The organism is Cellulomonas chengniuliangii (genome assembly GCF_024508335.1).
In the GTDB taxonomy this organism is placed as follows: Bacteria; Actinomycetota; Actinomycetes; order Actinomycetales; family Cellulomonadaceae; genus Cellulomonas_A; species Cellulomonas_A chengniuliangii.
On the sequence record NZ_CP101988.1, the window covers coordinates 1046936 to 1067627 of the forward strand.

The 20692-nt window shown below is 70.0% G+C and carries 12 protein-coding genes and 3 rRNA genes; 11 read left to right on the top strand and 4 right to left on the bottom strand.

Annotation, left to right across the window (positions count from 1 at the left end):
• Nucleotides 1–24 precede the first annotated feature (24 nt).
• The 4 genes from NP064_RS04915 (at nucleotide 25) to NP064_RS04930 (ending at nucleotide 3708) form a co-directional block, all read left to right on the top strand.
• Nucleotides 25–1479: a glycoside hydrolase family 1 protein gene (locus NP064_RS04915; protein ID WP_227570774.1), complete on the top strand. Its 1455-nt coding sequence runs from the start codon at nucleotides 25–27 to the stop codon at nucleotides 1477–1479.
• 106 nt (nucleotides 1480–1585) lie between these two features.
• Nucleotides 1586–1894 carry a hypothetical protein gene (locus NP064_RS04920; RefSeq protein WP_227570773.1) on the top strand — a complete coding sequence of 103 codons (309 nt, stop codon included), beginning with the start codon at nucleotides 1586–1588 and terminating at the stop codon, nucleotides 1892–1894.
• A gap of 48 nt (nucleotides 1895–1942) precedes the next feature.
• A complete protein-coding gene (locus NP064_RS04925) occupies nucleotides 1943–2761 on the top strand; it encodes an HAD family hydrolase (RefSeq protein ID WP_227570772.1) in 819 nt (272 codons plus the stop codon).
• 104 nt (nucleotides 2762–2865) lie between these two features.
• Nucleotides 2866–3708 carry an alpha/beta fold hydrolase gene (locus NP064_RS04930; protein ID WP_227570771.1) on the top strand — a complete coding sequence of 281 codons (843 nt, stop codon included), beginning with the start codon at nucleotides 2866–2868 and terminating at the stop codon, nucleotides 3706–3708.
• 7 nt (nucleotides 3709–3715) lie between these two features.
• Here NP064_RS04930 and NP064_RS04935 read toward each other — a convergent pair whose 3' ends face one another.
• Complete coding sequence (locus NP064_RS04935; protein ID WP_227570770.1) at nucleotides 3716–4147, bottom strand: hypothetical protein; 432 nt, start codon at nucleotides 4145–4147, stop codon at nucleotides 3716–3718.
• 20 nt (nucleotides 4148–4167) lie between these two features.
• On the bottom strand, nucleotides 4168–6438 hold the full coding sequence (locus tag NP064_RS04940; protein ID WP_227570769.1) for a coiled-coil domain-containing protein: 2271 nt from the start codon (nucleotides 6436–6438) through the stop codon (nucleotides 4168–4170).
• A 216-nt stretch (nucleotides 6439–6654) separates the two neighbouring features.
• Between NP064_RS04940 and NP064_RS04945 the strand changes: the two genes are divergently transcribed.
• The 6 genes from NP064_RS04945 to rrf all read left to right on the top strand — a co-directional run bounded on the left by NP064_RS04945 (nucleotide 6655) and on the right by rrf (nucleotide 16446).
• Nucleotides 6655–8406: a hypothetical protein gene (locus tag NP064_RS04945; RefSeq protein WP_227570768.1), complete on the top strand. Its 1752-nt coding sequence runs from the start codon at nucleotides 6655–6657 to the stop codon at nucleotides 8404–8406.
• Nucleotides 8403–9401: a DUF8094 domain-containing protein gene (locus NP064_RS04950; protein WP_227570767.1), complete on the top strand. Its 999-nt coding sequence runs from the start codon at nucleotides 8403–8405 to the stop codon at nucleotides 9399–9401. Before NP064_RS04945 ends, NP064_RS04950 begins: the two co-directional genes overlap by 4 nt.
• 28 nt (nucleotides 9402–9429) lie before the next feature.
• Nucleotides 9430–10374, top strand: a complete 945-nt coding sequence (locus NP064_RS04955; RefSeq protein WP_227570766.1) for a tetratricopeptide repeat protein — start codon at nucleotides 9430–9432, stop codon at nucleotides 10372–10374.
• An 845-nt stretch (nucleotides 10375–11219) separates the two neighbouring features.
• Nucleotides 11220–12743 (top strand): 16S ribosomal RNA (locus tag NP064_RS04960).
• Nucleotides 12744–13140: 397 nt separating this feature from the next.
• A 23S ribosomal RNA gene (locus tag NP064_RS04965) occupies nucleotides 13141–16251 on the top strand.
• Between the two features lie 78 nt (nucleotides 16252–16329).
• Nucleotides 16330–16446: ribosomal RNA gene (rrf, locus tag NP064_RS04970) — 5S ribosomal RNA — on the top strand.
• Together the 16S, 23S and 5S rRNA genes form the textbook arrangement of a ribosomal RNA operon.
• Nucleotides 16447–16670: 224 nt before the next feature.
• Here rrf and glgB read toward each other — a convergent pair.
• Together glgB and NP064_RS04980 are read right to left on the bottom strand one after the other, a co-directional pair.
• Nucleotides 16671–18854 carry a 1,4-alpha-glucan branching protein GlgB gene (gene glgB / locus NP064_RS04975; protein WP_227570497.1) on the bottom strand — a complete coding sequence of 728 codons (2184 nt, stop codon included), beginning with the start codon at nucleotides 18852–18854 and terminating at the stop codon, nucleotides 16671–16673.
• 60 nt (nucleotides 18855–18914) lie between these two features.
• The gene (locus NP064_RS04980) at nucleotides 18915–19760 is read right to left on the bottom strand and encodes a LacI family DNA-binding transcriptional regulator (RefSeq protein WP_227570498.1); all 846 of its coding nucleotides are present in this window, start codon (nucleotides 19758–19760) and stop codon (nucleotides 18915–18917) included.
• A gap of 166 nt (nucleotides 19761–19926) precedes the next feature.
• On the opposite strand from NP064_RS04980, the gene NP064_RS04985 reads away from it, so the two are divergent.
• A complete protein-coding gene (locus NP064_RS04985; protein WP_227570499.1) occupies nucleotides 19927–20682 on the top strand; it encodes an SDR family oxidoreductase in 756 nt (251 codons plus the stop codon).
• Nucleotides 20683–20692 lie beyond the last annotated feature (10 nt).

Genomic DNA, 20692 nt, shown 5'->3' on the forward strand with positions numbered 1-20692 from the left:
CGCCCCACACACGAAGGATCGACGATGACCACCTCGCGCCCGTCCGGCAGGCAGTTCCCCGCCGACTTCCTGTGGGGCTCCGCCACCGCCTCCTATCAGATCGAGGGAGCGGCGGCCGAAGACGGCCGTGGGCCGTCGATCTGGGACACCTTCTCCGCGACGCCCGGCAAGGTGCTGAACGGCGACACCGGTGCGGTGGCCATCGACCACTACCACCGCACGGCCGAGGACGTCGCGTTGATGAAGGCGCATGGCCTGCACGCCTACCGCTTCTCGATCGCGTGGCCGCGCATCCAGCCCACTGGCTCGGGCGCCGTGAACCAGAAGGGCCTGGACTTCTACTCCCGGCTCGTCGACCAGCTCGTCGAGGCCGGCATCGACCCCGTCGTCACGCTGTACCACTGGGACCTCCCGCAGGCCCTCGAGGACGCGGGCGGCTGGCCGGCGCGCGACACCGCCTACCGGTTCGCCGACTACGCGGCCGTCGTCGCGGAGGCGCTGGGCGACCGCGTGAAGATCTGGACCACGCTGAACGAGCCGTGGTGCTCGGCCTACCTCGGGTACGCCTCGGGCGTGCACGCCCCCGGCCGGGAGAACCACGCGGACTCGCTCGCCGCGGTGCACCACCTCAACCTCGCCCACGGGCTCGGCGGCCGTGCGGTGCGTGAGATCGTCGGCGCCGAGACGCAGTTGTCCATCACGCTCAACCTGCACGTGACGCGCGCGGCGTCCACCTCTCCCGAGGACATCGACGCCAAGCGGCGGATCGACGGCCTCGCGAACGGCGTCTTCCTCGGCCCGCTGCTCGACGGCGCCTACCCGGCCGACGTGCTCGCCGACACCGCCGAGATCACCGACTGGTCCTTCGTGCAGGACGGCGACCTCGAGACGATCAACACGGGAATCGACGTGCTGGGCGTCAACTACTACTCGACCGGCATGGTGCGGAAGTCGCAGACGCCGCGGGTCCCGGGCGACGGCACCCCCGGTCCTGACGGACACAAGTCCTCGCCGCTCAGCCCGTGGCCGGGCACCGACGACATCGAGTGGATGGCGATGCCCGGCCCGCACACCGCGATGGGCTGGAACATCGACCCCGAGGGGCTCACCGAGCTGCTGCTCGACCTGCACGCCGCCTACCCGGGTCTGCCGCTCGCGATCACCGAGAACGGCGCCGCCTTCGACGACGAGGTCACCCCCGACGGCCGCGTGCACGACGAGCGCCGCGTGAGCTACCTCCACGACCACATCGACGCGGTCGGCGTGGCCATGGACAAGGGCGTCGACGTGCGCGGCTACTTCGTGTGGTCGCTGTTCGACAACTTCGAGTGGGCCTACGGCTACGACCGCCGCTTCGGCATCGTGCGGGTCGACTACGACACGCTCGAGCGGACCCGCAAGGACTCGTCGTACTGGTACGCCGAGCTGGTCCGCACCGGCGCCATCCCGTCGGTCGAGTCCGCGCCCGAGCTGGGCTGACCCCACGACCCGGCCGCCCTCCCCGGTCCCGCCGACCGGGGAGGGCGGCCGTCTGCGTGCCCGGCAGCGTGCGCTCGACGCCAGACGGGTGAGAGAGGATGGACGGGTGCCCAGCGGACGCCGATCGACCAAACGGCCCTACGGGACCGAGCACATCCCCCTGGACCCTGACCGCCTGCGCGGCGGGCGCCGCACCGAGCACGGGGCCGACGGCGAGTGGACCGTGCAGGACGTGCGCGGCTCCGACCGGCCCTACCGCTGCCCCGGATGCGACCAGCTCGTCGCCCCCGGCACCACGCACGTCGTCGCCTGGGCCGCCGATGGGATGTTCGGCCCCGCGGCGGCCCTCGACGACCGCCGGCACTGGCACAGCGCTTGCTGGGCGGCGCGCGGCCGGCGGCGTCCGACCCGTTGACCCACGGGTCCCCGATCAGCGGCAGACAACCCGGCTAGGGTCGGGCCCGTGCACCTCCGCGCCCCCCGCCTGATCGCCACCGACCTCGACGGCACGCTGCTGCGGTCGGACGGCGTCCTCTCCGACCGCACCCGCGACGCGTTGCGCGCCGTCGAGGAGGCCGGGATCGGCGTGGTCTTCGTGACCGCCCGACCGCCCCGCTGGGTGGACGGGCTGCGGGCGGCCGTCGGCGGCCACGGCGCCGCCATCTGCGCCAACGGCTCGGCCGTCTACGACGTGCGCGAGCGGCGCGTGCTGCTCGACCGCGGCATGGGCCCGGAGCTGGTGGCCGAGCTGGTCGACGACCTCCGGCGATCCGTCGCGGGGGCGTCCTTCGCCGTCGAGGGCGTCCGCGGGCTCGTCGCCGAGCCAGCCTTCGGCGCCGACGAGGCCCCACCGTGGGACGCCGCGCCCGCGCGAGACGTGGCGCGCGCGTTGGACGGGTCGACGTTCAAGCTCCTGGTGCGGTCCACCCGGCTCGGGCCCGTCGAGCTGCTCGACCAGGTCCACGCCTCGCTCGCGGAGCGCGCCATCGTCGCCGACTCCGGGGCCCAGGGCCTGGCGGAGATCACCGGGCCCGGGGTGACCAAGGCGTCGACCCTCGCGCACTGGGCGGCGGGCCACGGCGTCGAGCCGGCGGACGTCTGGGCCTTCGGCGACGCGCCCAACGACCTGCCGATGCTCGCCTGGGCGGGGCAGTCCTTCGCCGTGGCGAACGCCTACCCCGCCGTGCGGGCCGCCGCGTCGTGGACCTGCGCCGCGAACGACGACGACGGGGTCGCCCAGCAGCTCGAGGCCGCACTCGAAGCCCTGGCCCGGCACGGATAGTCTCGTCGGCGATGAGCATCTCCGGTTGGCCCGACTTCGCCGGCCGTCGACGCGACCGACTGCCGACGTCGGCCCCGGCGGCCGGACGACCCTGAGGAGACCCCATGACCGCGACGCCAGGCGAGGCCCCCGTGCGTGACGACCTGCTCGCGGTCCGCGAGCTCCGCCAGGGTTCGGACAACGCCGTCCCGCTGGTGCTGCTGCACGGGTTCCCGGTGGACTCGCGCATGTGGGACGCGGCCGCTGCCGAGGCGCCGGGGGAGCGCGCCATCCTGGCGGTCGACCTGCCTGGGCTCGGCGGCTCTGCGGGGTTCCCGCTGCCCTCGCCGCCCTCGCTGGACGACGCCGCCGACGCGGTCGCCCGGACCCTCGCCGACCGGGGCGTGGAGAGCGCCGTCGTCGCCGGGCTCTCGATGGGCGGCTACGTCGCGCTCGCGCTGCTCGAACGCCACCCCGGCCTGGTCGCCGGGCTCGGACTGCTGGACACCAAGGCCACCGCGGACGACGACGACGCGCGCGCGAACCGGCTCCGGATCGCCGACGCCGTCGAGATGGCCGGCGCCGTCGAGGAGGTCTTGCCCATGGGCGGCACGCTGCTGGGCGAGTCCACCCGGGCGTCCCGCCCGACGCTCGCCGACACGTTGACCGCCTGGATCGCGGGGCAGCGGCCCGAGGGCGTGGCGTGGTCCCAGCGGGCGATGGCCGCACGGCCGGACCGCAGCGGCCTGCTCGCGGGCTTCCAGGGCCCCGCACTGGTGCTCGTCGGCGACGAGGACCAGGTCACGCCCCCGGCCGTGGCCGAGGCGATGGCGGAGGCCCTGGCCGCCAGCCAGTTCGTCGTGGTGGTGCGCAGCGGGCACATGACCGCCGTCGAGGACCCGTCGGCCGTCGGCGCCGCCCTCGGCGACCTGGCGCAGCGGGTCGACGCGCTGGTCGAGCAGGGCTGAGCGGCCGTCAGCCGGCTCTGTCGTCGCCCAGCGCCCGGGCCAACGCGACCGGCAGGTCGAGTGACTCGCCGTCCTTGCCGCCGGCGCCGATGACCAGCGGGGGGTCACGCGGGGGCACCGAGGCGCCGCGCAGCGCGGACCGCAGCGACGCGGGGACGCTCAGCACGTAGAACTCGCCGTCGTCGCCCACCGCCACGCTCTCGTCCCGGCGCAGGTACCACCCGCGCAGGTCGGTGCGGTAGCGGTGCCGCCCGTCATAACTCCGCGCCCGCAGCGGCGTCGGCTCGACACCGCGGGCCTGCGCCTCGCTGACGAACTCGGCGATGAGCCCACGGGCGCGGGCGGACTCGGCGAGCTGGCGGCGCTCGAGCGCCTCCGCGTGCACGGCGGCGGCCTCGCGCCGCTGCTCACGCCAACTCGCCGGGTCCGGTGTGCTCATCTCGTTGCTCCTCGCGCTGGTCAGGCCTGGGACGCGTCGCCCGACGGAGCCGGGTCGGACGTGCCCGCCTTCGACTTCCCTGACACGGCTGCCGGCGCCGCGCCACCCTCTGCGGGCGCCGGCTCCTTGGCGGGCCCGGAGCCCTTCGCCGCGGACGCCTTCGCGCTCGGGGCGGCCTCGGCGTCAGCCGCGGCCTTCTGCGGAGCGGGCGTCGCCGGGGCGGCGTCGGGGGCCGCCTCGGCCTTCGCGGCGGCCTTTCCCTGACCCCCCGCGGGCTTCTCGTCGCGGGGCGCCGCCTGGGAGGCAGCGGAGACCGGCGCCGGGCGGACCTTGCCGACGGGCCGCACGCTGCGCAGCGTCCCGGTGCTGGGCGGGGTCGGCGCGTCGGGTCGGGACCCGGCCGGCTTGTCGCTCTGCTGGGCGGCGAACTGCGCCTCCGCCTTCTCCGCCTGCTCGAGCGTCTTGCGGGTGGGCACCGGGTCGTTGCCGAGCAGGTTCCGCAGCTCGTCCAGGTAGGACGTGATGGACTCGCGCTGGCGGTTGAGGTCCTCGACCTGGCGCTGCGCGGAGGTGCGCTCGCGCTCGGCCTCGGTCATGGCCTCCGAGAGCTGCTTCTCGGCGTGCTCCCGGGCCTCGGCGACCACGCGGTCCGCATTGCGGCGGGCGTTGGTGAGCAGCTCCTTGGCGTGCGACTCCGAGTCCACGCGGACCTTCTCCGCCTGCTCGAGGGCCCGCGCCACCCGCTGCTCCGCCTCGCTGGCATGCGCCTCGGCGTCCCGGACCAGGCGCTCGGTCTCCTGCCGGGCGACCTCGTGGCGCTCGGCGTCGGAGCGCTCGGCGGCCTCCCGGCGGGCGGCGATCGACAGCTCCGCGTCGGTCAGCGCCTCCTCGGTCTGCCGCACCAGCGCGTCCGCGCTGGCCTTGGCCGACGCGGTCATCTCCGCGACCGTGCGGTGCGTCTCGGTGAGCATGCGCTCGACCTCCAGACGCGTGGTCTCGCGCAGCTCGGCGGTCTCCCGCTCGGTCAGCTCGCGCAGCTCGGCGGCCTCGCGCTGGGCGGTGTCGCGCAGCTCGGCGCTCTCCCGCTCCGCGGCGGCCCGCAGGTGCTGGGTCTCGTGCTCGGCACGCTCGCGCAGCTCCGCGGTCTCGCGCTCGGCCTGGGCGCGCACCTCGACCGAGTAGTGCTCGGCCTCGAGGCGCATCGAGGTGATCGACTGCTCGGCCTCGGACCGGGCGGCGGCGACCTCGTCCGCCGTCGCGGCCCGCAGCTCGCCCGTCTCGCGCTCGGCGCTGGCCCGCACGAAGCCGGCGTACTGCTCGGCCTCGGCACGCAGCGCGGTGACCTCGGCGGCGACGCGCTGCTCGAGCGCCGTCGACTCGCGCTCGGCCTTCGATCGGACGTTGTCGGCGTACTCGTGGGCCTCGGCGCGCAGGGAGGTGACCTCGGCGGCGATGGCCTGGCGCGCCTCGGCGACCTCGGTGGCGGCGACCGATCGCTGCATGGCCGCGAACCGCTCGGCCTCGGTGCGCAGCGTCGCGAGCTCGGCGTCCACGCGCTGGCGCAGCGCGGTGGTCTCGGCCTCGGCGGTCTGTCGCAGGTCCTCGGCGTACCGCTCGGCCTCGGCGCGCTCCGCGCTCGTCTCGGCCTCGGTGCGGGTGCGCAGCTCGGTGGCGGCCCGCTCGGTCGAGATGCGCAGCTCGGTGGCCTCGCGCTCGACGGTGGCGCGCAGCGTCCCGAGCTCGCGCTCGAGGGTGCTCCGGCGCTCGCTCTCCTCGGTGGTGATCGCGCTCTGGATGCGGGCGGCCTCGCGCTCAGCGGAGCCGACCAGCTCCTCGGCGCGACGCTGGGCGGCGGCGAGGGCGCTCTCGGCCTCGGTGTTCGCGGTGCTGCGGACCTCCTCCGCCTCACGGCGGGCCGTGGCGAGCAGCTCGGCGACCTCGTTCTCGGCGCGGGCGCGCAGCTGGCCGGCGGCGAGCTTGGCGCGGGCCAGCGCGTCGGAGGCCTGCGCGTTCGCCTGCTGGACGACGTCGGAGGACTGCTCCTCGGCCGAACGCAGCAGGTGCTCGATGCGCGACCCGAGCCCCGAGTACGTGGGGCGCTCGGCCTCGCGGAGCTGACGGTGCGCCTCGGAGAGCTCGCCGGACACCTGCATGGTGCGGGAGTCCAGCGCCTCGACCTGGGCACGGGCGTCAGCCAGAGCCTTCTCGAGGGCCTCGATACGGGCATCGACCGGCGCCCGTTCGTAGCCGCGGAAATTGACGACGGGGAAGGGTGAACGGTCCTCTGCCACGGGGATCCTCCTGGGCGCTCGAGCGCCGGTTCCGGGACGGCCTCGATCAAGGCTCGGCGCGGTCGGCCGGTAGTCCGGGCGCCAGGATACTGGCCGGTTCGGGGCGAGCCCTCCACACGGCGGCGGATGGCGAGCCAGGTCCGGCTGTGACGGGTTCGTCCGGTCGCCCTCAGCGCTCTCGTCTACCCTGGCCGTCGACGTCCGGGAGGATCCTGCGTGCTCCATCGACTAACTGCCGCCGTTCTTAGCGCCCTTGGCCTGCTCGTCATGGGCCTCGGCGTCGCGTCCGCGACGGTGTGGCGCGGCGACGACGTGCTCGTCGCCACCGCCACGCCCGACGACGGGACCCAGCTGCTCGTCGCCGACCCCGGCGTGCTCGAGATGGCGGGCGACCCGGTGACCGTGACGGTCGAGGCATCGGGGGACACCCCCGTTGCCATCGCGATCGGACGCGACACCGACGTCGCCGGCTGGGTGGGGCAGGACGCGCACCTGCGCGTGACCGGCCTCGCCGCCTGGGACCAGCTCCGCACCGAGGAGGTCGAGGGCTCGACCCCGGCCCCGACGGCGGAGGACGTCGCCGAAGAGCCCGAGGCCCCGCCGGCCGAGGGCGTCGAGGCGGCGCCAGCGGACGAGGCCGCCGCCGAGCCGGCGGTGCCCGCGGCGGACCCGCGCGGCTCCGACCTGTGGGTCGCCGAGGCCAGCGGCAACGGCTCCGCCACGCTGACGTGGACCGACGAGCCCGGGCGCTGGAGCCTGCTCGTCGCCAGCGTCGGATCCGAGCCCCCCACGCTCACCCTGTCCTGGCCGCGCACCGTGACCACCCCGTGGCTCGTGCCCTCCCTCGCGGTCGGCGGGCTTCTGCTGGTCGTCGGGATCCTGCTGGGTGTGCGGCAGTGGCGCCGTGGCCGTCGCGGGGCGACGGAGGCCGAGTGGCACCCGGTGCACACCGGCGCGATCCCGGCCGTCACGGGGACGGTCGGCTCGCAGGCCCCCACCGCGCTGACGCGCCGACAGCTGCGCGAGCTCCAGGCCGCCGGTCCGGGCGTGCGCGCCCGAGACGAGCGCCAGGAGCCCTCCGAGGCCGCGACTCGTCCCGGCCCGTCGGCCCCCGCCGCGTCACCCTCCGCGCAGCCGTCCGCATGGGCAGACCGGCCCGGCGCCACCTCGGCGTCCTCCCCGTCGACTCCCGCGTCCTCGTCGAGCCCGGCGACGCCCGCGGGAACGCCCTGGGGCGCGGCGCCTGGTCGCCGTGAGGTCGACGCCGGCCCGGCACGGCCCGCCGCGCCTTCGCCAGCCGCGGCCTCGTCCGCCGCGCCTCACGCGCCCCGCTCGCCCGAGGCCCCGTCGGCGGACCGGTCTCGTCGGCCGTCGTGGCTGCAGGGCCGCCCTGCCGACGAGGCGCCCGCCGCGGCGTCGGTGCCGCCCCCCGCCCACGTCAACGGACCGGGCGCGCGCCCAGCGCCCGGCTCGGGCGCGGCGTCCGACGCGCCCGAGGAGTCGCGGCGCCGACGCGACCTGCCGACGCTCGGCAGCCGGTGGGTGTCACGCGGGGCCGAGCGCCAGCGTCCCGTGCCCTCGCCCGAGGGCGTCCCCGCCGAGCCGCACGTCGCCGCCCAGGCCGACGGTCCCGCGAGGCCGACGTCCCGCGCCGAGCTCCGGCGTGGGGCAGGCGACGGCCGACGGTCGATGGGCTGGGGCTCCCGACCTGAGGCGTCGCCCGAGCCTGTTCGCGGTCCTGTGCCGCCGACAGGCGCGCGCCCCGACGATGCCGCCGCCCGCCCAGGGCCCGCCGCGGGTACCGCGTGGCCGGTGACGACCCCCCAGCCGACGTGGTCGCACGTCGGCGCCGCCGAGGGCGCCGCGCCGCGGGCCGATGCCTGGCGCCGCGCGTGGGGCATTCCGGGGGAGACGGCTCCGGCCGACGACGAGCCGGGCCGCGACCCGGAGGAGAGTGAGCGCAGATGACGTCCCCCATCCGCCGCGCGCGCGCAGGCGCCGTGGTCCTGGCCGGCTGCCTCGCGCTCGGCGCCTGCTCGGGCTCGCTGCCCGAGCCCGCCCCCGAGCCGGCCCAGGCTGTGGCGCCCCCGGTGCTCACCGCCGCGCAGTCCGAGACCGTGCTGGAACGGCTGGGGGAGGTGCTGGGGCAGGCTGACGCCGCCCTCGACCCCGCGCTACTGGCTGAGCGGGTCTCCGGCCCGGCGCTGGCGATGCGCGGCGCGGAGTACGTGCGCGCCAGCGCGACCGCCGGCGCGAAGCCGCCCACGGCGCTCCCGGTGACGGCCCAGTCGAGCGTGGTCCCCGACACGACGGAGTGGCCCCGGACCCAGCTGGTGGTCACCGAGCAGCCGGAGGACCTGCAGGCCCCGCGCATCCTGGTGCTGCAGCAGGCCTCGCCCCGTGAGCCGTACAAGTTGTGGGGGTGGGCCCGCCTGGGCGGCGGTGTGCAGATGCCGCCGACTGCCGACATCGCGTTGGGCAGCCAGCCGGTCGCCCTCGACGACGAGTCGCTGCTCGTGAAGCCGGCCGACCTGATGGGCCTGTACGCGGACGTGCTCACCAACGGGGACGCCTCCCCGCACGCGGCGACCTTCGGCCCTGACTTCTTCCGCACGACGATCGAGGGCCGCCGGGCCGAGTCGCAGGCGAGCGTGCAGGCCGTCGGCACGGCAGCCGAGTCCTACACGCCCGTGGGAGACGTGATCGCGCTGTCGACCGCGGACGGCGGGGCCCTCGTCGTCGCCGAGATGAGCACCGTGACCACCCTCGCGATCAGCCAGGGCAGCCTCACGCTCACCGACCCGTTCGAGGTGGCGTTGGCTGGCAAGGCCAGCGTCGGCAAGAATCTGTCCAGGACGTGGTCAGACGTCATCGTCTTCTACGTGCCGCCCGCAGGCTCGGTGACGCCCCAGGTCCAGGTGCTCGCCGCCGAGCACGCACTCACCGCCGTCACCGGCGAGTGAACTCGACGCTTACGCAGGAGAACCCACGATGAGCCAGCCGCCGAGCCAGCGCCCGCCCCTCGACGTCCGGGGCGCGATCGACCTCTCCGCCCTCGCGCGGCCGTCCACCCCGCCGCCCGGCGCGCCAGGCGGCCCCCCGGCCGCCGGGTCCTACGTGGTCGACGTCGGCGAGGCGGACTTCCCCGCACTGGTCCAGTCGTCCACCCAGTTCCCGGTCGTCGCCCTGCTGTGGGCCGCCTGGAGCGAGGTGAGCACCGGCCTCGCCCGCGACCTCGGGGCCCTCGCCGCGGAGTACGGCGGGCGATTCCTGCTGGCCCGCATCGATGTGGAGGCGAATCCCCAGATCGCGCAGGCCTTCCAGGTGCAGTCGGTGCCGACGGTGGTCGCCGTGCTCGCCGGCCAGCCGCTGCCGCTGTTCCAGGGCGCGCTCCCGGGCGACCAGGTCCGCGGGGTGCTCGACCAGGTGCTCGCCGCCGCCGCCGCGAACGGGATCACCGGAACGGCGCCGCTGGCCGACCAGGCCCCGGCTGACGCCCCCGAGGAGGAGGAGGAGCCGCCGTTGCCGCCTCTGCACCAGGCTGCCTTCGACGCGATCGAGCGCGACGACCTCGCGGCCGCCCAGGAGGCGTACGCCCAGGCCCTGCGCGAGAACCCCCGGGACGACATGGCGCGCGCCGGGCTGGCCCAGGTCGGCCTGCTCGAGCGGACCCGCGACGCCGATCTCGCCGCTGCCCGCGACGCCGCCGCCGCGGACGCGTCCGACGTCGCGGCGCAGCTCCTGGTCGCCGACCTCGATGTGCTGGGCGGCAAGGTGGAGGACGCCTTCGCCCGCCTGATCGACGTCGTGCGGATCACCGCGGGCGACGAGCGGGAGTCGGTCCGCCAGCGGCTCGTGGACTTGTTCGAGGTCGTGGGCGGGGACGACCCCCGGGTAGTCGCTGCCCGGCGGTCGCTCGCCAACGCCCTGTACTGACCGACCGACGGCAGCGCGTCGTCGTGCATGGAGGGCCGGGCCCGCGTCATCACGCGGGGCCGGCCCTCCGCGCATCCGCGCCCACCGGGGCCTTCCCGTGGCCGCCGGGCCCTCGTGACTCAGATCACGGGTCGCTCGCTTGACGCTCGGCGCCGGGCGCTCGTAATGTTCTGGACGTCGCCCGGCAGGGAGGAACGGACACCGAGGAGTGAACCTCGGAGGCCGGTCCCGCGGAGCGGCCACCAGGGCGTCATCCACGACGGCGACACGATCGCGGTCGAGGAGAGATGCCCGGCGGAGGCGCAGTATCCACCCCAGATCAGCTGGCAACAGCGGGTTTGACGGAAGGAAGCGGCTCGGCTAAGTTTCAACGGCTGCCTCCGGGCGGAAGGCGGACACCAAGGGAAGAACCTCGGTGGCCGCTCGACGGAGCAGCCACCCACACTTCATGATCACGGCGGTTCGTCCGTCGTGAGACTGTGGCGCGGGGTGGAGACGAGTCTCCTCCCACGAGTCCCTCGAAAGAGGGACTTGACGGAGGGAAGCGACTCCGCTAAGTTAGAACGGTTGCCTCCAGACGGGTTGCAAGGCCCGAACGGATGCGCGTCTGTTCCTTGAGAACTCAACAGTGTGCCAAGTAGTCGATGCCAAGATGGTTCATCGTCTGGTGGTTCCCCGCTTTTTGGTGGGGGGTTGCTGGTTGGTGAGTCTTGGTTGACATGGAGGCGTTGTCCACCCCGTGGGTGGCGTCTTCGAATCAGCCGAATTAACTGGCCCTGCTTTCGGGTGGGGCTGTTTCGTGTGTCGGTTTCCTTGCCGCTTCGGTGGTGGGGTGCCATGAGACATCTACGGAGAGTTTGATTCTGGCTCAGGACGAACGCTGGCGGCGTGCTTAACACATGCAAGTCGAACGGTGACGACAGGGCTTGCCCTGTCTGATCAGTGGCGAACGGGTGAGTAACACGTGAGTAACCTGCCCTTGACTCTGGAATAACCGCGGGAAACGGCGGCTAATACCGGATACGAGACGCACAGGCATCTGTAGCGTCTGGAAAGATTTATCGGTCAAGGATGGGCTCGCGGCCTATCAGCTTGTTGGTGGGGTGAAGGCCTACCAAGGCGACGACGGGTAGCCGGCCTGAGAGGGCGACCGGCCACACTGGGACTGAGATACGGCCCAGACTCCTACGGGAGGCAGCAGTGGGGAATATTGCACAATGGGCGCAAGCCTGATGCAGCGACGCCGCGTGAGGGATGACGGCCTTCGGGTTGTAAACCTCTTTCAGCAGGGAAGAAGCGAAAGTGACGGTACCTGCAGAAGAAGCGCCGGCTAACTACGTGCCAGCAGCCGCGGTAATACGTAGGGCGCAAGCGTTGTCCGGAATTATTGGGCGTAAAGAGCTCGTAGGCGGTTTGTCGCGTCTGCTGTGAAAACCTGAGGCTCAACCTCGGGCTTGCAGTGGGTACGGGCAGACTAGAGTGCGGTAGGGGTGACTGGAATTCCTGGTGTAGCGGTGGAATGCGCAGATATCAGGAGGAACACCGATGGCGAAGGCAGGTCACTGGGCCGCAACTGACGCTGAGGAGCGAAAGCATGGGGAGCGAACAGGATTAGATACCCTGGTAGTCCATGCCGTAAACGTTGGGCACTAGGTGTGGGGCTCATTCCACGAGTTCCGTGCCGCAGCAAACGCATTAAGTGCCCCGCCTGGGGAGTACGGCCGCAAGGCTAAAACTCAAAGAAATTGACGGGGGCCCGCACAAGCGGCGGAGCATGCGGATTAATTCGATGCAACGCGAAGAACCTTACCAAGGCTTGACATACACCGGAAAAGTGCAGAGATGTGCTCCCCGCAAGGTCGGTGTACAGGTGGTGCATGGTTGTCGTCAGCTCGTGTCGTGAGATGTTGGGTTAAGTCCCGCAACGAGCGCAACCCTCGTCCTATGTTGCCAGCGGGTCATGCCGGGGACTCATAGGAGACTGCCGGGGTCAACTCGGAGGAAGGTGGGGATGACGTCAAATCATCATGCCCCTTATGTCTTGGGCTTCACGCATGCTACAATGGCCGGTACAAAGGGCTGCGATACCGCGAGGTGGAGCGAATCCCAAAAAGCCGGTCTCAGTTCGGATTGGGGTCTGCAACTCGACCCCATGAAGTCGGAGTCGCTAGTAATCGCAGATCAGCAACGCTGCGGTGAATACGTTCCCGGGCCTTGTACACACCGCCCGTCAAGTCACGAAAGTCGGTAACACCCGAAGCCGGTGGCCCAACTCGCAAGAGGGGGAGCCGTCGAAGGTGGGACTGGCGATTGGGACTAAGTCGTAACAAGGTAGCCGTACCGGAAGGTGCGGCTGGATCACCTCCTTTCTAAGGAGCATCTGGCCAGGTCTCTTCGGGGGCCGGGTCCAGGCCCATGTCCCTGGCCGAACGAGCCGGGGGTGGAGCTCAAGGGTGGAACATCGACTATGGCCGGCTTCGCGCTGGCCTCCTTCTAGTACGTCTCGGGTTCGCCCGGGTCTGGAACACGAGGGGGTCTGATCGGGTCGGCTGGGCACGCTGTTGGGTCCTGAGGGAACAGCCGGAAGGTTGTTGTCTCGGGTTGCCCCGCTGGCTCGTCTTCGGATGGGTTGCGGTGGGGTGGCTGGATACGGGTCCGTGTGATCGGTCGAACCGCCCAGTTCTGGGTAGGCGCCGGTGTCAGCGCGGGGATCGTTCGTAGCTTGAGAACTGCACAGTGGACGCGAGCATCTTTGTAGAATTTTGTGGTCAAGTTTTTAAGGGCACAGGGTGGATGCCTTGGCACTAGGAGCCGATGAAGGACGTAGTAGCCTGCGATAAGCCTCGGGGAGTTGGCAAACGAACCGTGATCCGAGGATTTCCGAATGGGGAAACCCCGCTGGAGTCATGTCCAGTGACCCGCACCTGAATATATAGGGTGTGTGGAGGGAACGTCGGGAAGTGAAACATCTCAGTACCGACAGGAAGAGATATTCCGTGAGTAGTGGCGAGCGAAAGCGGATCAGGCCAAACCGTATGCGTGTGATAGCCGGCAGGCGTTGCGTGTGCGGGGTTGTGGGACCTTTCAGCTGGTTCTGCCGAATCAGCAGGGAGTCAGAAAGCCGCGTTATAGTCGAAGGGCATTGAAAGGCCCGGCACAGAGGGTGTGACCCCCGTAGACGAAATGACGTGGCCTCCCGAGGGGGATCCCAAGTAGCACGGGGCCCGAGAAATCCCGTGTGAATCCGGCAAGACCACTTGCTAAGCCTAAATACTACCTAGTGACCGATAGCGGACAAGTACCGTGAGGGAAAGGTGAAAAGTACCCCGGGAGGGGAGTGAAATAGTACCTGAAACCGTGTGCCTACAATCCGTTGGAGCCTCCCTAGCAGGGGTGACAGCGTGCCTTTTGAAGAATGAGCCTGCGAGTTAGTGGTACGTGGCGAGGTTAACCCGTGTGGGGAAGCCGTAGCGAAAGCGAGTCCGAATAGGGCGATACAGTCGCGTGCTCTAGACCCGAAGCGAAGTGATCTAGCCATGGGCAGGTTGAAGCGCGGGTAAGACCGCGTGGAGGACCGAACCCACTTGGGTTGAAAACCGAGGGGATGACCTGTGGTTAGGGGTGAAAGGCCAATCAAACTTCGTGATAGCTGGTTCTCCCCGAAATGCATTTAGGTGCAGCGTCACGTGTTTCTTACCGGAGGTAGAGCTACTGGATAGCCGATGGGCCCCACAAGGTTACTGACGTTAGCCAAACTCCGAATGCCGGTAAGTGAGAGCGTGGCAGTGAGACTGCGGGGGATAAGCTCCGTAGTCGAGAGGGAAACAGCCCAGACCACCAGCTAAGGCCCCCAAGCGTATGCTAAGTGGGAAAGGATGTGGAGTTGCACAGACAACCAGGAGGTTGGCTTAGAAGCAGCCACCCTTGAAAGAGTGCGTAATAGCTCACTGGTCAAGTGATTCCGCGCCGACAATGTAGCGGGGCTCAAGCATACCGCCGAAGCTGTGGCATTCACACAATAGCTTAGCCTTCGTGGTTCAGGCGTGTGGATGGGTAGGGGAGCGTCGTGTGGCGAGTGAAGTCGCGGGGTGACCCAGCGGTGGACGCCACACGAGTGAGAATGCAGGCATGAGTAGCGAAAGACGGGTGAGAAACCCGTCCGCCGAATGACCAAGGGTTCCAGGGCCAGGCTAATCCGCCCTGGGTAAGTCGGGACCTAAGGCGAGGCCGACAGGCGTAGTCGATGGACAACGGGTTGATATTCCCGTACCGGCGAAGAACCGCCCATACCGACCCCGGTGATGCTAAGCGCCCGAAGCCGTCCATCGTCCCTTCGGGGACACCGGGCGGGGGAGCGCGCGACCCGAGCCGGCAGTAGGTAAGCGCATTAACAGGGGTGACGCAGGAAGGTAGCCCAGCGTGGCGATGGTAGTCCACGTCCAAGGTTGTAGGGCGAGAGGTAGGCAAATCCGCCTCTCACATAGCCTGAGAACTGATGGTGACCGCGAATGCGGGATGATTGGGTGATCCTATGCTGCCAAGAAAAGCCTCGGCGCGAGGTTCTAGCCGCCCGTACCCTAAACCGACTCAGGTGGTCAGGTAGAGAATACTAAGGCGATCGAGAGAATCGTGGTTAAGGAACTCGGCAAAATGCCCCCGTAACTTCGGGAGAAGGGGGGCCCGAAGCGTGATCCCACTTGCTGGGGGAGCGTGGACGGCCGCAGAGACCAGGGGAAAGCGACTGTTTACTAAAAACACAGGTCCGTGCGAAGTCGCAAGACGATGTATACGGACTGACGCCTGCCCGGTGCTGGAAGGTTAAGAGGACGGGTCAGCCGCAAGGCGAAGCTCAGAATTTAAGCCCCAGTAAACGGCGGTGGTAACTATAACCATCCTAAGGTAGCGAAATTCCTTGTCGGGTAAGTTCCGACCTGCACGAATGGCGTAACGACTTTCCCGCTGTCTCAACCGCGAACTCGGCGAAATTGCACTACGAGTAAAGATGCTCGTTACGCGCAGCAGGACGGAAAGACCCCGGGACCTTTACTATAGCTTGGTATTGGTGTTCGGTGCGGCTTGTGTAGGATAGGTGGGAGACTGTGAAGCCGGCACGCCAGTGTCGGTGGAGTCAACGTTGAAATACCACTCTGGTCGCTCTGGATATCTAACCTCGGTCCGTCATCCGGACCAGGGACAGTGCCTGGTGGGTAGTTTAACTGGGGCGGTTGCCTCCTAAAATGTAACGGAGGCGCTCAAAGGTTCCCTCAGCCTGGTTGGCAATCAGGTGTCGAGTGCAAGTGCACAAGGGAGCTTGACTGTGAGACTGACAGGTCGAGCAGGGACGAAAGTCGGAACTAGTGATCCGGCGGTGGCTTGTGGAAGCGCCGTCGCTCAACGGATAAAAGGTACCCCGGGGATAACAGGCTGATCTTGCCCAAGAGTCCATATCGACGGCATGGTTTGGCACCTCGATGTCGGCTCGTCGCATCCTGGGGCTGGAGTAGGTCCCAAGGGTTGGGCTGTTCGCCCATTAAAGCGGTACGCGAGCTGGGTTTAGAACGTCGTGAGACAGTTCGGTCCCTATCCGCTGCGCGCGCAGGAAACTTGAGAAGGGCTGTCCCTAGTACGAGAGGACCGGGACGGACGAACCTCTGGTGTGCCAGTTGTTCCGCCAGGAGCACGGCTGGTTGGCTACGTTCGGAAGGGATAACCGCTGAAAGCATCTAAGCGGGAAGCCTGCTTCAAGATGAGGTTTCCATGGGGACTAGTGCCCCGAGAGGCTCCCAGCTAGACCACTGGGTAGATAGGCCGGATGTGGAAGGCAGGACGAAAGACTGCTGGAGCTGACCGGTACTAATAAGCCGATGACTTCACCACACTACATTGCTACGCGTCCACTGTGCGGTTCCCGAGATACGAACGGGAATCATCCCGAGATTCATATCTCCATAGAGTTACGGCGGTCATAGCGAAGGGGAAACGCCCGGTCCCATTCCGAACCCGGAAGCTAAGCCCTTCAGCGCCGATGGTACTGCACTCGCCAGGGTGTGGGAGAGTAGGTCGCCGCCGGAACATCATTCAGGAAGAGCCATCCCCTATGGGGATGGCTCTTTCTGTTTTGCCCACATGACACGCCCCCGCGTCCCCGATCCCGGGAGCCCGCACGGCGGCGTCTCGGGGCGCGGGACGCTGCGTCGCCCTGCGCTCGAGGTTGTCTCGGACGATCCCGAAGGGCCGCCGAGGCAGGCCAGAGTGCGTTCGACGCCGGGAGCTTGTCGCTCCCGGCGTCGCTTTCCTCACTCCGCGATGAAGTAGACGGCTCCTAGCGGAGGAACGCGGACGGTCGCCGAGAACGGACGGCCATAGTGCGGCTCGGGAACGGCTTCGACCGCGCCGAGATTGCCCACACCAGAGCCGGCGTACACCGTGGCGTCAGTGTTGAGCGCTTCGATCCAGCGCCCGCCACTGGGCAGCGCGAGCCGATATCCCTCGTGCGGGGTGCCGGCGAAGTTCACGACCACCGCGACTTGGCGGCCTGCGGAGTCACGGCGCAGATAGGCGAGGACGTTGTGGTCGGCGTCGTTCGAGTCGATCCACTCGAAGCCCTGCGGCGAGTCGTCGAGCTCCCAGAGGGCCGGAGTCTCGCGGTACAGGCGGTTGAGGTCGCGCACCAGGTGATGGACCCCCGCGTGCAGCGGATTGTCGAGCAGCCACCAGTCGAGGCTGCGCGACTCCGACCACTCCGCGCCCTGGCCGAACTCGGAGCCCATGAAGAGCAGCTGCTTGCCCGGGTGGGACCACTGGTAGGCGAGCAGCGCCCGCACATTCGCCAGCTTCTGCCAGTCGTCTCCCGGCATCTTCCCCATGAGGGAGCCCTTGCCGTGGACGACCTCGTCGTGGCTGATCGGCAGGATGAAGTGCTCGGTGAAGGCGTACACGAGGGAGAACGTGGCCTCGTTGTGGTGGTAGCGCCGGTTGATCGGCTCCTCCGCCATGTAGCGCAGGGTGTCGTTCATCCAGCCCATGTTCCACTTGAACCCGAACCCGAGCCCGCCCTGGTCAGTCGGGGCGGTCACTCCGGGCCAGGCGGTCGACTCCTCGGCGATGATCATCACGCCGGGGGTGCGCCGGTAGGCCGTGGCATTGGCCTCCTGGAGGAAGCCGATGGCCTCGAGGTTCTCCCGGCCACCATGGATGTTCGGGCGCCACTGCCCCGGCTGGCGGGAGTAGTCCAGGTACAGCATCGAGGCCACAGCGTCGACGCGCAGCGCGTCCACGTGGAACTCCTCGAGCCAGTAGGTCGCGTTGGCCACGAGGAAGTTGCGGACCTCGAGCCGTCCGTAGTTGAAGACGAACGTGCCCCAGTCCGGCTGCTCGCCCAGCAGGGGGTCCGGGTGCTCGTAGAGCGGGGTGCCGTCGAAACGGGCCAGCGCCCACTCGTCCTTGGGGAAGTGGGCGGGCACCCAGTCGACGATCACGCCAATCCCGGCGCGGTGCAGGGTGTCCACGAGGTGCCGGAAGTCGTCAGGGTGGCCGAACCGCGAGGTGGGCGCGTAGTACGAGGAGACCTGGTATCCCCAGGACCCGCCGAAGGGGTGCTCGGCCACGGGCATCAGCTCGACGTGGGTGAACCCCAGGTCCAGCACGTACTCGGTGAGCTGTGTCGCGAGCTCCCGGTAGGACAGGCCGGCCCGCCACGAGCCGAGGTGCACCTCGTAGATGCTCACCGGGCCGGTGTGCGGGTCACGCGAGGAGCGGCCCGCGAGCCAGGCGTCGTCGGTCCACTCGTGGCGGCTCTCGACCACGACAGACGCGGTCGCAGGGGGCACCTCGGTGCCCTTGGCCAAGGGGTCGGCCTTCTGCCGCCACGAGCCGTCGCGCCCGAGGATCTCGTACTTGTACCGCGCCCCTGCCTCGACGCCCGGGATGAAGAGCTCCCAGACGCCGCGGTCGCCCAGTGAGCGCATGGCGTTCTGGGTTCCCTGCCAGTGGTTGAAGTCGCCGACGACCCGGACCGCGACGGCGTTGGGCGCCCAGACGGCGAACGCCGTGCCGCGGACCTCGCCGAGCATGCTCGGGTAGGTGTGCGTGTTCGCGCCGAGCACGGTCCACAGCTGTTCGTGGCGGCCCTCGCGGATGAGGTGGCGATCGAGCTCGTGGACCGTCGGCAGGAACCGGTAGGGGTCGTCCGTGCGGGTGGTCTGGCCGGCGTACGTCACATCCAGCCGGTAGTCCGGCACCTGGTCGCCGGGCAGCACCACGAACCAGACGCCGTCCACCTCATGGGTGGCGGGGAACGAGCCCTGCTGGGTGACGACCTCGACGGCGTCGGCCAAGGGCCGCAGCACGCGGATCGTCGTCCGCCCGCTGTCGACGTGGGGCCCGAGCACGGAGTGCGGCTCGTGGGACATGCCCCGCGCGACCGCGTGCAGGCGCGCCGGGTCGACGGGGACGGGGACGAGCTCGGCCTGCCGGTTCATGTCCCTACCCAACCACCAGGAAGGGCCGTCCGCACCGTCTCCACGCGGGGAAGTACGAGGTCAGGGCGTGTAGGTGGCGGTGGACCCGCGCGCGACGAGGCGGGGGAGCGGCGCCATGTGCGATGCGACAGGGCCGTCAGCGAGCAGGTTGAGCACGCAATCGGCGGCTTGGGCGCCCATCGCGTGCACGTCCAAGCTCATCGCGGACAGCGGCGGGTGGGCGAGCCGGCACAGGGCGGAGTCGTCCCACGCGAGGATCGACAGCCGCTCGGGGACCGAGACGCCCATCTCCTGCGCGACGCCGAGCCCCGCGAGAGCCATCACGTCGTTGTCGTAGACGATCGCCGACGGGGCGCCCCGGCGGCCGAGGAGGGCACGGGTGGCCCGTGTCCCGGAGAGCTCCGTGTAGTCGCCCTCGACCACGGTGCCCTCGGCGCCCCGGCGGGTGCACTCGGAGAGGAACGCCTCGGTGCGGGTCTGCGTGTGCGCCAGGGCGGCGGGCCCGCTGACCCGGGCGAGGTGCAGGTGGCCGAGCGAGACGAGGTGCGCCACGGCGTCGCGCATCGCCTGCGCGTTGTCGATCCAGACGTTGGAGAACGGCAGGTCGCGGGTGGGGCCGCCGATGACCACGGCGGGGATGCCCAGCTCGGCGAGCACCGGCAGCCGCGGGTCGTCGGCCACGACGTTGACGACCACGACGGCGTCGACCATCTGGCCCTTGCCCCACCGGCGGTACGCGGCGATCTCGGCGTCGTGGTCGGGCACGACGTGCAGCAGGAGCGAGCGGTCGTCGGAGCCGAGCGTCTCCTCGATGCCGGCGATCAGCTCCATGAAGAAGGGCTCGAGCCCGAGCATCCGGGCAGGTCGAGCCAGCACCAGGCCCACGGCGTCCGCCCTGCTCGTCACGCGCGCCAGCCTAGTGCCAGGGCTCGTGCTGATGGCCCGGCCGCGACGTCGCACGCCGGGATGCGCCTGGGCCAAGGTTCCCGCCGGAGGATCGCGTGCGGCAGCCGTGCGCTACACTCCGGTCATACCGAACAGTCGGTTTGTTGCCGCTGAGCAGAGGAGCCCGGTGAGACGCTTCGAGGGGCAGGTCGCCGTCGTGACCGGCGCGAGCCGGGGCATCGGGCTCAGCATCGCGGAGCGGCTCGTCTCCGAGGGCGCCCAGGTGGTCATCACCGCACGAGACGAGGGCGCGCTGCGCGAGGCGGCGGTCAGCCTCGGCGCCCCGGAGGCCGTCCACCACGTCGCCGGTCGGGCCGACGACCCGGAGCACCGCGCCGCCGTGCTCGACCTCGTGGACCGGGAGCTCGGGCGGCTCGACCTGCTCGTGAACAACGCCGGGGTGAACCCGGCCTACGGGCCCGCGCTCGAGATCGACTCCGCGGTGGTCCGCAAGATCCTGGACGTCAACGTGGTGAGCGCCCTCGAGTGGTCGCGTGACGCCGTGGCGCACGGCCTGGCCGATGGGGACGGGGGCGCCATCGTCAACATCGCCTCGATCGCCGGACTCACGGCCAGCCCGGGCATCGCGTTCTACGGGGTGTCCAAGGCCGCGCTCATCTCGCTGACCACCCAGCTCGCCTTCGAGCTCGCGCCGCGGGTGCGCGTCAACGCCGTGGCCCCCGCGGTGGTCAAGACCGACTTCGCCCGCGCCCTGTACGCAGGACGGGAGGAGCAGGTCGCCGCGTCCTATCCTCTTGCCAGGCTGGGGACGCCGACGGACGTGTCGGGGCCCGTGGCGTTCCTGCTGTCGCGGGACGCCGGCTGGATCACCGGGCAGACGATCGTCATCGACGGCGGCGGCTCGATCAGCCCGGTCTCCTGAGGAAGGACAA